This window comes from Nostoc sp. DedQUE09 (assembly GCF_034530915.1).
Classification (GTDB): Bacteria; Cyanobacteriota; Cyanobacteriia; order Cyanobacteriales; family Nostocaceae; genus Nostoc.
Genome location: NZ_JAVRCE010000007.1, coordinates 153,277 through 168,887, shown reverse-complemented (window position 1 = coordinate 168,887; position 15,611 = coordinate 153,277). Strand labels below are relative to the sequence as shown.

Annotated in this window: 13 protein-coding genes; 6 read left to right on the top strand and 7 right to left on the bottom strand. The window is 39.8% G+C overall.

The window, feature by feature from the left end:
* The first annotated feature begins 142 nt into the window (after window positions 1-142).
* The 4 genes from RMY27_RS07230 (at window position 143) to RMY27_RS07215 (ending at window position 5,226) form a co-directional block, all read left to right on the top strand.
* Entirely contained in the window at window positions 143-589 is a 447-nt protein-coding gene (locus RMY27_RS07230; RefSeq protein ID WP_322661760.1) for a hypothetical protein, read from the top strand.
* Window positions 590-605: 16 nt separating this feature from the next.
* Window positions 606-1,826: a ParM/StbA family protein gene (locus RMY27_RS07225; RefSeq protein ID WP_069070610.1), complete on the top strand. Its 1,221-nt coding sequence runs from the start codon at window positions 606-608 to the stop codon at window positions 1,824-1,826.
* A 537-nt stretch (window positions 1,827-2,363) separates the two neighbouring features.
* The gene (locus tag RMY27_RS07220) at window positions 2,364-4,538 is read left to right on the top strand and encodes an ATP-binding cassette domain-containing protein (RefSeq protein WP_322661756.1); all 2,175 of its coding nucleotides are present in this window, start codon (window positions 2,364-2,366) and stop codon (window positions 4,536-4,538) included.
* 322 nt (window positions 4,539-4,860) lie between these two features.
* Window positions 4,861-5,226, top strand: a complete 366-nt coding sequence (locus tag RMY27_RS07215) for a hypothetical protein (protein ID WP_322661754.1) — start codon at window positions 4,861-4,863, stop codon at window positions 5,224-5,226.
* An 80-nt stretch (window positions 5,227-5,306) separates the two neighbouring features.
* Here the strand turns inward: RMY27_RS07215 and RMY27_RS07210 are convergent, their stop codons facing one another.
* Window positions 5,307-5,837 carry a hypothetical protein gene (locus tag RMY27_RS07210; protein WP_322661751.1) on the bottom strand — a complete coding sequence of 177 codons (531 nt, stop codon included), beginning with the start codon at window positions 5,835-5,837 and terminating at the stop codon, window positions 5,307-5,309.
* 37 nt (window positions 5,838-5,874) lie between these two features.
* On the opposite strand from RMY27_RS07210, the gene RMY27_RS07205 reads away from it, so the two are divergent.
* Window positions 5,875-10,680, top strand: coding sequence for a hypothetical protein (locus RMY27_RS07205; RefSeq protein ID WP_322661750.1), 4,806 nt, complete (start codon window positions 5,875-5,877; stop codon window positions 10,678-10,680).
* 266 nt (window positions 10,681-10,946) lie between these two features.
* On the opposite strand, the gene RMY27_RS07200 is transcribed toward RMY27_RS07205, so the two are convergent.
* The 5 genes from RMY27_RS07200 to RMY27_RS07180 form a co-directional block, all read right to left on the bottom strand.
* On the bottom strand, window positions 10,947-11,288 hold the full coding sequence (locus RMY27_RS07200) for a hypothetical protein (protein WP_100903345.1): 342 nt from the start codon (window positions 11,286-11,288) through the stop codon (window positions 10,947-10,949).
* Between the two features lie 199 nt (window positions 11,289-11,487).
* On the bottom strand, window positions 11,488-11,733 hold the full coding sequence (locus RMY27_RS07195; RefSeq protein ID WP_322661749.1) for a hypothetical protein: 246 nt from the start codon (window positions 11,731-11,733) through the stop codon (window positions 11,488-11,490).
* Window positions 11,734-11,931: 198 nt separating this feature from the next.
* Entirely contained in the window at window positions 11,932-12,222 is a 291-nt protein-coding gene (locus RMY27_RS07190) for a hypothetical protein (protein WP_322661747.1), read from the bottom strand.
* 10 nt (window positions 12,223-12,232) lie between these two features.
* Entirely contained in the window at window positions 12,233-13,192 is a 960-nt protein-coding gene (locus RMY27_RS07185; protein ID WP_322661745.1) for a hypothetical protein, read from the bottom strand.
* Window positions 13,193-13,661: 469 nt separating this feature from the next.
* Window positions 13,662-14,342 carry a hypothetical protein gene (locus RMY27_RS07180; RefSeq protein ID WP_322661744.1) on the bottom strand — a complete coding sequence of 227 codons (681 nt, stop codon included), beginning with the start codon at window positions 14,340-14,342 and terminating at the stop codon, window positions 13,662-13,664.
* 552 nt (window positions 14,343-14,894) lie between these two features.
* Between RMY27_RS07180 and RMY27_RS07175 the strand changes: the two genes are divergently transcribed.
* The gene (locus RMY27_RS07175) at window positions 14,895-15,092 is read left to right on the top strand and encodes a hypothetical protein (protein ID WP_322661742.1); all 198 of its coding nucleotides are present in this window, start codon (window positions 14,895-14,897) and stop codon (window positions 15,090-15,092) included.
* 17 nt (window positions 15,093-15,109) lie between these two features.
* On the opposite strand, the gene RMY27_RS07170 is transcribed toward RMY27_RS07175, so the two are convergent.
* Window positions 15,110-15,610: a hypothetical protein gene (locus RMY27_RS07170; protein ID WP_322661741.1), complete on the bottom strand. Its 501-nt coding sequence runs from the start codon at window positions 15,608-15,610 to the stop codon at window positions 15,110-15,112.
* Between the last annotated feature and the right edge of the window lies 1 nt (window position 15,611).

Here is a 15,611-nt window from a genome sequence, read left to right as displayed (position 1 = left end):
ATTTAGGGGAGATTGTAACTCAGTTTTTAAAACAGAAAAAATCGATTAGACTTTAATAAGTGATTCTGCATTTTGATTTTCTGCAAGTAAAAAACCGAAGCAACGCGGCTGTAAATCTACAGAAACTTTTGCATGAAAAAAAATGGAACAGAACCAACAAGTCTTTTTTTCCATTAGGCGAAGGTTAGGCACTATTGATGGACAGATAATTAATTATCTCCACTCTAGACCCTTCGATTTAGGGAACCTACCTGAAATAGTAATGTTGACCCTGCTTGAATATTGGTCGCCCTTTGCCATATCTGCTGATGGAGTGGATGGTGACGAACTCAGGCAGAGGGCAATTTGGTCAATTAAAAAATTAGAAGCACAAGCGGCTTTGATTCGTGAAATTTTTTTGTCATCTCATGTCCAAACTGCTGTGACTGCGAACAACGCTGAAGTTGGCGACAGTGCCTCGGATCAAAGGCTGGTGTCCACCATTAATCATGAGGATGACCAAATCTTGGATGAGGACGCTGATGATTTGGCAGAACTAGTTCTGCCAGAAGAACTAAAGCAGATTAACAGCTTGTTTAATGTCGAGTAATAGTTGAGAAAAATTCATGAATACGTCGAAAAGAGAGATTGCACCCGTTTACACAAGGGTAGCTGTGTCCATTGATTTAGGTGGGAGTCAGAGCAAGGTAATTGTTCAGATATATCCTTCGGGTGTGCCGATAGTAATAGCAATGGAGCCAGAAATTGCAGATGTGGGAAAAAACTCAATTACTCAGCTGTCAGGAGACTGTACTTGGGTAGGAATAGATGATGAGTATTATGTCTTGGGCGCTCTAGCTAAAAATACTTTTGCTGGCACACCAGCGCTCAGGGATCTGAAATATCACTATGCTTTACCAAAAATAGCGGGATTATTATGGAAAATTTGTCTTCAATTGGGCTTGAGTAATGGTGTTGATGCTTCCGTGCAATTATTGCTACCACCAGGAGAAATGTCGGACGGCAAGGATTTGGGCAAGAAGCTGTCGGCAGCGCTAAGAAAAGGAATTGCCACACCTACAGGCAAGTTAAAACTTAAGCTACATAATTTTTACGTGGCTCCAGAGGGGAGTGGGATTATGGCTTACCGTAGTCGGACTTTGGGGGCATTGTTTGGGCAAAAAAGTATTGGTTTGTTGATGTTGGGCTACCGGAATGCTAGTTTTTTTGTTTCGGCTAAAGGTAATCAAGCAAAGGCTGAATCTACAGAGTTGGGGATGAATTGGTTAGTGCAGCAATTTGTGGAGCGTACTGCTGTTGGGCTAGCAAAAGATGATTTACGTATACCAAAAGCTTTAGTGTCAGCAAGCTTGGGCAACGTGAATGCATTACAGTCGTTATCACGCAAAGCGACATCTGCTGGAGTTGAATCTGATTTAAAGTTGTTTAACTCAGTTTTACTAGATGTCCGTGGTGATTACTGTCGAGCTTTAATTCGCTGGATTAGAAATATTGCCGTATTGGATGAAGTTATCATTTGCGGCGGGACTGCTGAGTTTGTGCATAAGGAATTAACTCAACATTTTGAAAAAGAGGGCATACCTATTGTTTGGAATGGCAACGTCGAGATGCCTAAGTATCTCGATACCCTCTCTCTAGGTAGCCGAGTTACTGATGTCTGGACTGCACACATTACCTATATCAAGATGTTAGACTACAATTTTGGCTACCAACGTAAAACTGATTTGGTTCCAGACTATCATCAATCCCCACCTGTAAAAAATTCCACCCCACCCAAAGAAGTTTGGGAGAAAAACGGGTTTTTGACCATGCACCCTGGTGTTTAAAGCCCTAATTTGAAAGTGATTGCCTATACGTAGATTCTCTGCGGCTTGCTCCCAGGCGATCGCTTTCAAATTTGCACACTATACAAATGCTGGTGCGCGGTTATTAGCTATATTGTTATACATTCTTGTAAGTTCCTGTAGACGCTCAACTTGATATAATTCAAGTGAGTAAAAAGAAGCTGATTTGATTATTTGTTTGAGTTCTTCTGCCTACTGGCTATAAGTTGAAGTACCAATAGTCCCTTCAGACGACTGAATATAATTAACTAAAACTTGAGGATTGACTTTAAATGTACTAATTACATATTTTTTAACACATTGGAGTAATAATTCATAGTCAGCAAATATTTGCTGGCAAGGATTCCATTTTAAAGCATGATTACGGTAATGAATGAATCCATTGCTATCAAAAATTTCTTGTTGACTTTAAAAAAAAACTTTTGTATTTTTAGCTAGTTACTTTTATCTTCTTGCTAACTGTTGTATTATCTGCTGGAGTGCGACAAAAATAGAAACTATTTTCTTGACAATGCACAAATGCAGACTCTACATCTGACTATTCACACGATTCCGATTCAGCAATGCACTGTTGAAAAAACTCCTTTCAGTATTGGTAGCGATAAATACAATGACTTGGTAATTCCTGATAAGAGCGTAGATAAAGGACACGCTAAGATTGCGTTTAAAGAAGGTCAGTATTATTTGCTAGATGAAGGTAGTACCAATGGCACACGGGTCGCAGGGATTCGGCTAGAAGCATATCGATTCCGAGCTTTAGCAGACGGAAATCTCATAGAGCTTGGTTCGGTGATCGTAGAAATCAAAATTAGCTCCTCTGCACCAGCCAAAATTCCAATATTTCAGGCAAGAGAACGTCAAACTCTCTCAATTGAACGCATGAGATTAGATGCAATCAATTTAAAAAAATCTAACAGCCCAATATTAGGTACAACTCTGCTCAACGATATTTCTGTATCTTTCTTTCCGCAAGAGTTTGTCGTTATTGCTGGGGTTAGTGGTGGCGGGAAGTCAACTCTCATGAACGCACTCAACGGACAACGCCGCGCTAGAGGTAAAGTATTTGTTAACGGCTGCGACCTCTACAAGAATTTCAACGCTTTTAAAAATAAAATTGGCTATGTGCCACAAGACGATATCGTTCATTCAGAACTGACTGTGGGGGAAGCACTTAACTATGCTGCTCATCTCCGTCTGCCTTCAGCATCGCCATTTTACAGGCAGCAACGCATACAAGAAGTACTTGAACAACTGCAACTTACTGGGCGCAAGAATGTCTCTATTGGGCGACTTAGTGGTGGGCAGCGCAAACGTGTAAGTATTGGGGTAGAACTAATCAGCAATCCCAGCATATTTTTTCTGGATGAGGCAACTTCAGGACTTGACCCTGGCACAGAATTACAAATCATGCACCTTCTGCGGAATTTAGCAGATGCTGGAAGTCTAGTAATATTGATTACTCATGCTACCAAAAATGTGGCGATCGCTGACATGGTAGTTTTCCTGGCTAAGGGGGGCAGACTTGCTTATGTTGGCCCTCCGAAGTTAGCCTTTAGCTATTTCAAAGTCAAAGATTTTGATTCAATTTATGCCAGAGTTGAACACCAGTTGTCACCATCAGAATGGGAGCAGGGATTTAAGTCTTACGCTTTCTACAAAAAGTTTGTTAGTGAACGCCAAAAGACCATTCCCCAAAACTCAATTAAGCCCGTACTAGTTAAGCCGGATTTTCTCCAACAATGGGGGGTGTTATGCCGCCGTAACTTGGCTATTCTGCTCAAGAACAAAATCAGTTTAGCGTTAATGCTTCTAGGAGCGCCGATTTTAGGTTCATTGAATTTTGCACTGTGGAAGCCTGACTTATTTAACACTAAGATTGGCAATGCAGGACAGGCAATTACAATGCTGTTTGTCACAGTCATCATGGCTGTAATGTCTGGAGCGCTAGCTACGATGTCGGAGATTGCTAAGGAAACTGCTATTTATCGCCGTGAGCGCAGTGCCGGACTAGGGATAGTTCCTTATGTAGCATCCAAGTTTCAATTAGCATTTTTGCTAGCGCTTTATCAATCAGCAATACTTTTAGTTTGCATGACCACGGCGGTGAAATTAAATGTTGATAACAGTACTTTTACTCTCATGTACCTCAGCCTCTTCCTCGCTTCTTTTGGGAGCATGATTTTAGGGCTGTTAGTTTCTGCGATTGCACCAAGTCAAAGTGTTGCACCTCTGCTAACAATTCTTGTGTTGGTTCCTCAAGTCGTGTTTGGAGGTGGCATTCTCCCAGCGAACGAATTCAACTCTGTGGGCAAAACATTTAACCAGATGATGTTGACTAAATATCCCTTTGAATCTCTAGTATTCCTGAGTGGACTTGGCGCAGATGTGGCCAAAGACTTGTGCTGGCAGAAAACTGAGCAGCAACGGAAAGCGTTATCAGAAAAACAATCCCTCGGCTGTAGATGTTATGGGGCAAGTGTGTTTAACAAGTGCAAATTTCCAGGGATTGGTAAAGTAAAAAAGTCATCGTTTTTAAATGCTGATTTATTAAAGGTACGTTTGCTGATTCAGGGGATTTTCGATAGCTATGGAAAAACTTTTAAAATTGATTTGACAGAAAATCTATTTTCTATGTCGAGATTAATTGTTTTATTAATGATGTTAATTCTACTAGCCCAATTTCTCAAAGTTTAGCAAGTAAAAATACTTATAGCTGAAAGTTCGCTGACTCCAAGTAGGCTGTACGCCATGTCTAACACCCAGAAGAAAGTATTTGATTAATTCTAAAAGTAAAATACTGAATTAGAGCTTTAGCATAAATAGACTTATTTTTCTACAGACAAGAGTACGGTTTTTTTCCGTACTCTTGTCGATTGATTTTTTGAGAGCAGAAAATATAAACTCTGCGGTGGAAGTAATTATAATTTCCATTTTTACTTGCAGAATCTGGTGTGGAGGAATATTCTTCTGCACCTTTCCCTACTTACTTTCATCTCAAATATCTCTTAAAGAAATCATGCAACAACTAAAATTACCAAGCCACAACAACGGTACATACCCTCAAAAGTCAACAGACTCATTCACTATCCCTCAACAGAAAGAGCGACTAGAAAATCTGTTGTATCAGAAGGTTCAACAAGGGGAAGACATATCTTCTTGTATTGAAGCTCTCTATTATTTAGCTTCAAAGCAAACAACACAAGACCAACTGCAAGTGATGTGGGCTGAAGTAATCAAAGAACGCTCGGCATTCAATTCACTGCAAAGAGTAATCATTACAGCCTTGGCCATTTTAGGAATGATTGCCTTTTTTAATGGGGCATTTCGCTCTGTCAAACCATCGGCGGCTGTTGTCAATCCACCTGCTGTTCAACCTCATTAAAAGGATTTCACGAAAAAGCTGAAAGGTTTGTTTGATAAACCTTTCAGCTTATATTATCACTCGCTCTGCATAGCTCCCGCCTAAAATGCTGTGTCCTTGTCAAAAGGCAAACTGTCAACATCCTCAAAGTTACGCAGGTCTTGCTCCATCTGCTGCCGACGTTGAACGTATGTTCTGCTGGCATACATTCTGCTATTCATTTCTTGTTGACCGAAGTTGATGCCTTGTTCTGCCTTTTTTGCAGAAACTTTATTGTAATTATCAACTTCAATTTTCTTGCGTCGCTCCATCTCTTCAAGCCATCCCTCGCTGATGCCCTTGTCTAAAGCTTCTTGAACGTACTCAGGGTTAAGAGAACCGTCTGCGTTAAACTGCCGCTTTTCTTCTGCTGTAAAGAAATCGTAGGCAGTGTAAACAGTCCACGACTCTGGGTCGGTTTCATCTAAATGCTTCCACTCATCATATTTGATTTTTAACCTACGGGCATAGTCATCAATGGCTTCTGGAATCATTCCACTAGACAACATTTCAATTCTTGCTTCATTTTTTAAAGTCCCATCTGGGTTGAACTCCCTCTTATGCATATTTATCCAACGTTTAATTCTCGACATATAAAACCTCCTGAAAAGTACGAATTATTAAAATTTTATGACACTACAATTCAAACACTTCGATACTAGACTAAATCAGTGGATTTATCCAGATACCAATAATAAAAATCCTGAATCAATTTTAGCTGAGGAGTTAGACAATACACTACTTGAATCTTACTTCCCTGAAAAAAAATTCTCATTTGGACATATTGATGAGTACAGTAAATCAGAGGACTTAAAAAATCATCCAGATGGTCATGTTCTTCTGTTATCTTCAAAGACACGTTTATTATATGGCCCACCAGAATGTTTAGAAATAATTGAAAAACTTTGTCCAGACCGTAAAGACCGTGGTGCTTATGGCTCTATTTTTCTAGGTTCGTGTAGGGATGCTATTAGTGAGAAATTAAATATTCTAGTAGTAGATGATTCGAGCGATGCAAAGGGAAAAAATGGAGGAATCATTGAGAACGAGGTTGCTTGGAAACTAGTAGGAGATTGTTATGGGCAAATTTCAACTGAATTATATGATAAGTTAACCAAAAGAGAAGAACAATTAGACAAAAATTATCGCGTAATTCAGCATCGCTTCGGCTGGAAAGAAGGGGATGGAGAAGATACTGAATATCGTTTTGGCAAGGGAACATTAAGACCATACGACTTAAAAGAAATAAAGTATGCTAACGCCAATAACACGCCTAAAATAGACCTGATTATCCCCATTAGTAGCTTTAAGGGTACAGACAAGGATAAGCCCGGAAGCCCATCTAAACCTCAAATTGAGCCAGGCTTATATCAGCAAACTATTTGGTTGGGTGAAAAGGCACAATCTCAAAAAGGTAAAACTGCCATATCCCAATTGTTAGCATCATTCCCTCAAGGTATTAAGGATTTTGCTGAAGAACTAGAGGTACAAGCCCAAAAGCTAGCAGAAGCTCAAGATGACCCTAGAATTGTTTCACAACTGTACTGTGAGAACTACGAAAAGCGAAAAGAATTTTCAGAAGAGCAAAAAAAATCTTTAGAACAAGAAATTATTGAATCAGTTAAAGCTGATACTTTAGGTAAACAAGTAGAGAATAATTCCGATGAAGACTTAGAACTAAACAATGAATTAGATGAATCTCAGAAAGATGATATGTTCATGTACAAACTCATCAAAGCTGATTTACTTGGTCATCAACAACTACTAGAAACGGAAAAGGTAAAACAAGAGTTGAGTCGGTTTGTACAAAGTCAGTGGCGTGATATTGCGGTTGGCAAGACACTAACTTTTGACCGAGGAATGATTATCCCTTCCAAAGAACTCAAGAATGGTGAAATTTGCGTGACTTGGATAGATGAAAATGAAAAAGTATTAAATTTTCGTTCTCCCTTTCTTAATTCTAACGGTCTATGTGTTTCTAATAACAAATATGTTGAAGTTCGCCTAGCTCCAGATGGTACAGACTTACAAGGAATTATTGTAGTCAATGATGAAGATCACAGACGCATACTTGCTCGAATTGAAGCGCTAGAAGCCCAAGGTATTCAACACAACGAAGTTAATCCCCTCGAAACCGAATCACAACGTCAAGCGCGCGATTTCGACGGTGACTGTATTGGCGTAGCACTTGCACTTCAATATCCAAACTTCACAGCCGAAGCCGAGTACAGAAACCAACCTGAAAATGCTTATCGTCCTACTGTTAAAGAAAAGAAACAATCATTTTATTCGGAAAATGGAAGCCAGCCTCCATTTGAAGAAATAGCTATCCACATGAGCGATAGCATCAGCGTGGGCATAATCAACAATCAAGTGACAGCACTGGAGGCATTAGAATCAGAAATTGAGGTACTTAAAACTTACGGTAACTTAGAGCAACAATCAACTTATTTAGACCAAGTATCTAGCCATTATCAAAGTTTATTTGAACAGGAACATGACGAAAAGCCCAAACCAATTAGAGCAGAGTACAAACCTTTCATGCAATCTGTTGTAGCTTTAGCAGAGAATCCTAACAGAAGAAGAGAGATTATTCAGCAGGCAATGGATGTTAACCGCCTGATGTACCGAGAAATGATAGGTGAGGGGTGTTATCAAAACCAGATAGCGGTTGATTTATTCAAAAGTGCTAAAAAACCTGAGATGGATAAAATCCGGGAAAACAGCCGCTACTTATATCGTGATGTTAATTATATTAAAGATAAGAAATCTTCGTCAGTTTATTTAAATACGGGGATAACACCAAAGGGCTACTCACCAGTAGAATTATTAATTAGCCAAACCAATAAATATTTCCAAGAATCACAGTTAGAATCGCGTCCCATCGTCCAGTTTAAAGATTTGTTCAAAGGAGTGGAATTTACACCACAGCAAAAATTTGCAGCGATCGCCGCCAAGTATGAGTTCGATCTGAAATTCAACGCTGCGGTTCGGATGTCCCAACGGCGTGAAACTGAGAAAGGGCCATCTGCAATAGTGCAAACTCCACAAGGGGCGAAACTGGAAATTACCAATCTAACTCGTTACGGGCATCCCCTAATCTGGAAAGCCCAGACGTTGAATATTCGCTTAGATGAAATTAAATTTACAAACAGTGAACGCCCCCACAAATTACTAGCAGTCGCCCAGATTAATGGAGAAATCGATAAAGATGGAAAACCCGCTTATCATAAACTGGGAACAGTTAGCCAACAATCTGTGACTGACCATAACCTCAAGGCGGGGATGACCACGCAGGGGGCTAAACTATTAGAACTAAAACCAGAACTTACCAGAAGCCAAACTAAACTACTCTTTGCTTTGGCGCAGGAGACGGCAGAAGCATTTTATGCGAAAATCCCAGAGTCAGAAAAACTTGCTCTATCCGCCGCCGCTTGGAACATCTGTGCATCCCGCCAGGATGAACTCGAAGTTGCAAGAAAAGAAAACTCAAATCCCCAGGCGATCGCGAAAAAAGTCTCTAATTTTGCTTTCGCTGCTTTCGCCAATGAGATTATCTCTCGCTTAGATAAATTGCAATTTACTGAGCCGAAGTTAGTCACACTGAATAATGAAGCGAATCAATTTTTAGGTCGAGACTGGAACAAGGATGATTTGCATCCGATAGAAATCAGAGCTTCTCACCACCCACCGGGACATGAACGCCATGTTTCCAGACTATTGTTTGTACAAGATACTGACGGCGAACATAAGGAATTCGCCATGCTCGAACCCAGAACCGGAATGCTGCCCATTGGCACAAAGGCGCAAGCTAATTTCATTGGCGTGGAACCTGCGACTGCTAAGGCCACTATTGGTTTACCTGGAAATGAACCCATTGAGATTACCATCCGCGAACTTAAAAATTTCTCCTACGCAGGACTCGTTTTTAATGACCAACCCGTAAATTTAGAGTTTGGTACTGTCCTGATTCCTGATAAAACTGTCAAGATCAAAATTGATAGTAAAACTTTGGGAGAGTTAGACAGTGATTCTGTCGAACAGTTAAAACAAATTAATTATCTCAAAAATGGTAATCCCCTAAAATTAAAGCTCACGTCAATCTCCGAAACTGGAGATCAAGCTTTTGTGCTGGGTGAGTCTCCTAATGGGAATCTCCTCAAAATTAATAAAATTAACTTTTATGATTTTTCTGGTCAGACATTCAACGATCAAGATTACCGAAAACTGACTATCGAAACCCCACCTTTAAAAACTAAAGATGCTGTATTTTTGAATGGTGAACCCTTGGGAGTATTGCATTTTAAAAAAGACAAAGACGCGCTCAGACAGCTTGGACTACTCAAAACTGGACAACTTACACCCGCTCCCGCGATCATTGAAAGTAATTTCTCTGTGATTTGCGCTCAAATTGACCCTAATACCGTTGAATATCCCCAGAAGTGGACGAAGGAATTTCAGGTTTTTGGGACTCAATCGGTTAATTCTGAACAACAAGACATGATTGAGAGTAGTGGGAAAATTCTACATCAGATTAAAGAGCGTCCTACTTTCTTATTTTCGACAGAATCAAACAAAAAGCTTGAAGTTATGGGCTTGGCTGTTGACAACCAGAAAGCTGAGACTGTGACTAAATGGTTAACTGCTCAAAAAGTTGAATGGCAGCAAGTACCAACAGAAGATGTGATCAAGGAAACTAAAAAAGGTCTAGCCGTATTTAACTTGGTTGATAGCTCCATCCCTGCCAAAACTTTAGAAAGCATGACCAAGAAATTTGGGGCTGTGATTGAAACGGATAGTGAGTATCAACAAAGAGTTAATTCCCTCGCTACACGACCGCAGTTTTTGAAACCACCAGAACAAACAGCACAATCCCCACCTAACCAATCTATAACTCCATTACTCTCCACTAATCCTTCTACAACAGACATTATTAATAGTACAAAAACCGAACCTCTAGGTGTAGAGAAGTCCCCGACAATCACTATTGATGACTTGAGAAATTGGTACAATGCCGCAGATAAGTTGGGGAAGTCGGAGAATTACAAAAAACGCATTGTAGAAGTGGCTAATGGGTTTAAAGCTGGTGAGCAATTATCAGCCCAAGCGTTGACAGTAATGAATCAAGATACATTTGAACTTGAAGCCATCAGTCGGCTAAGTCAAATTGCTCAAAGGATTGGTATGGTCTGGGGTAAGTCTGATGAAAATATTACTCAAGTTAAAGGAAAAATTTATGATATAACCTTTAATACCCAACAAAGAGATTTAACTATTTTGCAGAAAAATGGAGAGATAATTTTAAACTTGCAATCTGGTCAGGTACAGACTAATAAACTAACTCCACAAATATTACAAACTTTTGAGTATGTCAATACTCAAATTGATCAAATATTAGCTAAATCTCAAACACAACAAATAGACATACAAAGATAAATTGTAAGAATTCAGGACCCAGAATATATAAGGAGTTTATTAAAACTACGATACTTATTTCTCCAAGCTTTCTTTAATTATTTAACAATTCAGAATAGCTGAATTATTACTCCTGAATTCTTACGAATTATTTAGCCATTGTTCAAGTTGATTTTTTAGCTCGGAATCGTTCTGAATCCTGACTTTTGCCGTTAAGTATTGATTTGATGTTTGAAAAACTAAGTTGGCTAGAAGGTTGCTCTATAAAGGGTTACTTCTGAGTGTACTTAAGAAAATTCAACTTTCATTGCTACATATGCATTTGCAAAGCGTTTGTATAGAAGAATTGCTCCTAAATTTGCTCCCAGACAGATGCTTCCTAGTCCCAATAAAATGTATGTGGGAGCCATGACAACTCCAATCATGAACCAAGCAAATACGTGCAGTATGATTAATAAAGCAAAGGTACTGGCAATTGCAGCACTTCGCCAAATCTCAATAGCTGGACGACACAATAATGTCAAACCTATTGTTAAGGAGGTAGCAATTAGGTTGACTGGGATGAGAAAGGCACAAATACCAATGCAGTAAGTGCTTGAGAATACCGTCAAGGTGTTAAAGTCTAACATTAATTCTCCTAAATTAAATTGTCAAATTTTAGATGAATATTTGTCCTGATATCCTCAAGGCTAGTCAGACTTTAAAAGATTTGTAGGTTAGCCGAAACTATGACGTTACTCAGATATTAGTAAAGACACACTAAAAATTTGAACCACCAAGAACTTGGTGGTTCAGAGTTATACTTCGTATTAGTTACTAGTCAAGCACTTAAGCAGGAAATATTGTCCGGGTAATCAGTGCGCTGGCGAACCCAGAAAAACTAAGACCTAGCAAAACACTAGTAAATAAAAGACCTATTCGAGGGTTAGAATCTAGTTTTTTGTCTTCTCTACCACCTGTAAAGAATAAAGACCAAGCTTGGGAAGCATTGATAGTCTTAAAGCTATTAAAATCAGGTCTGAAAACAACAGAACCAAATAGCTCAGGAGATTTGAAGTATAAATCGTTGTTCATGTAAATAAGTATAACAACTATCTTGTCAAATAGCTAGCTTTATGATAAATTCCTAGAGATAAAGGCAAGGTAGATATGTCAAGGGCAGCGATCGCCAGCGTTGAGTGGTGATTTTTCAGAGGGAGATGAGGAACGGATATCGCTTAAAATGTATCAATTTAATACCGTTACCATTACGTTGCCAACTTCCTTTGATGGTTATAAATCAAAATCAAGGCTGAATGTTTCGCTTGAAGAATCTTCTTCTTTCTCCTGTGCAAATGGAGTTGGAGTCCAAGACGTGAGTTGGTTTGACTCAGTATTAATCGGAGTGTTTGCTATTTGTTGTACAGGTAATCCAGCTTTAATGAAAACAAAATAGCAATCAACTATAAAGTAAATCGTGTCTAGGTAGCTTTTATCTAGTTTTTGCGATTCTGCAAGTATGCGCTCTCGGTAATTATCTTTGAGGCGAACTTTTTCCGGTGCTAAGTCTTTTTTATCTGCCATTGTTATAACTTTACTTAAAAGATGTAGTAGTTGGATTCTTGCTGGTGATGGTTTTTGCCATCTCTAAAAGCCCAGAGACATTGGCTTCTACCGGATTGTCCAGGATTTTGAAGCCGTTTTTCTCCAACAGCTTCTTAAATCCAGGTAAGAGGCAGCCTCCACCAATCGCCCAGATTTCATCCCCCTGGTGCTTGGCATCCAGTGTCAGATTCACCACTTTCTTCAAGTATTTTTCATACCAATCTTTCAAACAAGCACTGTATATATCTTTAATATCGATGTCACGGCTGTATCGGGTATGCCCCATTTCCAGACAAAATCGGATTTTGGAGGCATCCCCGATTTTTCCGCCATTCAAATGTTTCATTTTTTGAGAGATATCATCGATGAGAACTTCTACACCGATGGGGTAGGCAGTGTGAACTTCTCGTTTCCCTTGGTTGTAACGAGAATACAAGGTCGTACCATTGCCAAAGTCTAAAATGGTTAATTTTTTTGGTAGTGGATGCCCAAATAATGCACCCATACCCTCTAGTACAACTTTCAGCACTTCTACTTTCACGTCTGATTGCTTGCCAGCAAGTATTGGCTGATATTCTCCATTGAGTACTTTTTGTAATTCGTTAGCCAGACCAACATCATGTAAACTGACAACTAACTTTAAGTGCCAAGCCTTACGGTGTGGCAGATGTGCCAATGCGCCCAATAAAGTCAATAATGCGTTGTTGACTTTATTTTCATTATTGTCTGTGTTGCGGTCAAAATAATTTCCTGTACGGTAAGCGGACTCCCCAACTGTGTAAGCAGTACCGTTAAAAACTACACGTCCTGGAACATCTTCCATTTCTACTGTGGAAATATAGCTGGGGACACGAACTACTTCAAATCCTTCGACTAAAAGTTTGAGACTTCCGTAACCGTTATCGAAACCCGCAGGAAAAATTTTTTGTAAGGTGTGAATGTTGGACATAAATACAAAGGTAATACACTTTGATTTGTGAAAATTATCTGTTCAGGTAATTTGGGGGAGCAGAGGGGCAGAGAGGCAGGGCAGCAGAGGAGAGAATTAAAACAGTTCTTAGTGTTTACTATTTACTGTTCAAAATGGAGAACTCGGACCTTCAGCAGAATAATTAGTTTTTCTTACACCGATAACTATAATTGTTAATGCAAACAATTTTCTCTTGCTCCCCTGTTCAAGAGCCTTTTTTTCCCCAGACTCAAGAGTTTATCATAACCCCTTGGGGGCTAAGTGGGGTACAAAATATCAACCAGTCAAATATACCCTACTTAGCACCTATATATACCCTATATAGGGGTTAAAATGTCCCTAAAGTCTTGAACTATTGTTGGGGTATATATAGCCCCCATATATACCCCATGAGTACTTTTTAAAATCTTTCCATATAACGAATAAAAAAAAGCAGTCGATGCATATTTTACTTTTCTGCCCAAGGTGAAGGTATCGCCGTAGTCGAAAGTACTTGCCTTGCTTGCAGTCTAATCGCTGTTTGCTCACAGTTGGGGCATTTTACCTTTGTGAAAATCACTGAAGGTCGTCCTTTGTACTCGCCCATTACGGGTTCTCCGGTGTACTCGCTAATTATCCCCTGCTTGCAGTGGTAGCACTCGAATATCACACGCCCTATCTCCGAGTTGCAATCCAGGAATTGCATGTGCTGACAGGGTTCTGGCGGTAATTCTGGTTCTTCGGGGCGGTCTTGAAAGGGTATATAAGGTTTGGTTGCTGGTGGTGAATCTATTTTTTTCTTGTTGCGCTTGCCAGTCACCTGCGGCTCAACTTTTGGCGGCTTTAGGGGTTTTTCATTGACAGGAACATGGCTGGGCTGTTGGCCAGTTGTGAGTTCTTCCGGCAACTTGTCATCAGCTGGGGTAGGGCTAAATAGCTCTTGTTTCTCTGTTGGTTTAGATGCACTCTCGGTTGACTGAACTATTGTTTTTGGGACTGCATGAACAGCAATCGTTTCCACTACATCTTGGGATAATTCTACCTGAGCATCACTATTGACCAATTCCTGTGCTATTGGTTGATTAGCCGCAGGGATGTGCTTAATCAGTTTTTGTTGTGTTGGCTTGGGTGGTCGCTTAGTAGATTCCATTCTGCCTTTAAAATATCAATTGACAGTAATTTCCTTTACAATACTAGCTAGCTTTCATCCTATATCGCGTTATCGCGATAATTAAGTAACGAGAGGTTAACCCTTTTGAGCATAATACTGGGAATAGGGAGTGATCCGGCTTTTTTCCTATATCGCGTTATCGCGATGATTAAGTAACGCAAGGTTAAGCCTTTTGAGCGTAATACTGAAAATAGCGAGTGATCTAGCTTTCACTTTATATCGTGTTATCGCGATGATTGAGTAACGCAAGGTTAAGCCTTTTGAGCGTAATACTGAAAATAGCGAGTGATCTAGCTTTCACTTTATATCGCGTTATCGCGATGATTGAGTAACGCAAGGTTAACCCTTTTGAGCATAATACTGGGAATAGGGAGTGATCCGGCTTTTTTCCTATATCGCGTTATCGCGATGATTAAGTATGGCACTATTCTAATTTTTTCTTAAGCCTGAAACTATCGAAGTAACAAGGGTTTCATATTGTAAAACTTCCGTGCTGGGTTGAACATCATTCACTAGTAACCACCAAAGGTGATGTCTACCCCTGGTGATCGCGCACAGGAGAAACATATTGACATCCTCCCACCGCTAGTTAAGAATGCAGAAATTGTGGACATATCGAATCGTGATGGTGAGAAGTTCATTTGTACAGAATGCGGATATCACGAACACGCTGACATCGATGCTGCAAAGACTATGTTAGTTTCTTTGTATATCGCGTTATCGCGATGATTAGTTAACGGTGAGTATCAATCGAGTGGTGGTGTTTTAGAAAGAGCATCTGAGATGATTTGTGCAAGCTTGTACTCAAACTCAGCCAGAGCTATTGGATCACCATTTGGTGGACGCTCTAACTTTTCTGAGTGACTAGCTTGTGCAATAATCTCTTTCTGCGCGTGTCGAAGAATTGTCATGCAAGACCTTAATACATGACTAAGTTTGAGAGGAGTTTCTAGTTCCTCGGCAAGGCGAGAGACGAATCGTTCAATTTCTCTTTCCTCAGATTTAGTCAAAAGTACCCGCTTCTCTCGACTTAATTTTTCGATTACTGGTGCAGGTTGTATAGGTGGAGATTGTTGAGGGTCAGGAGTTATTGGCTCCGATAAAGTTGAATCTCTCACAGATGCAGCAGCAGTATTATCTAAAACTGAAGTTGTTTCCTCTGAATCTGAACCCCTGAGAACAGACCGTACCAATGCTTCGTCTACTGGGCGGTAGGGTTTTTCATTTCCTGAAACACGTTTAGCCATT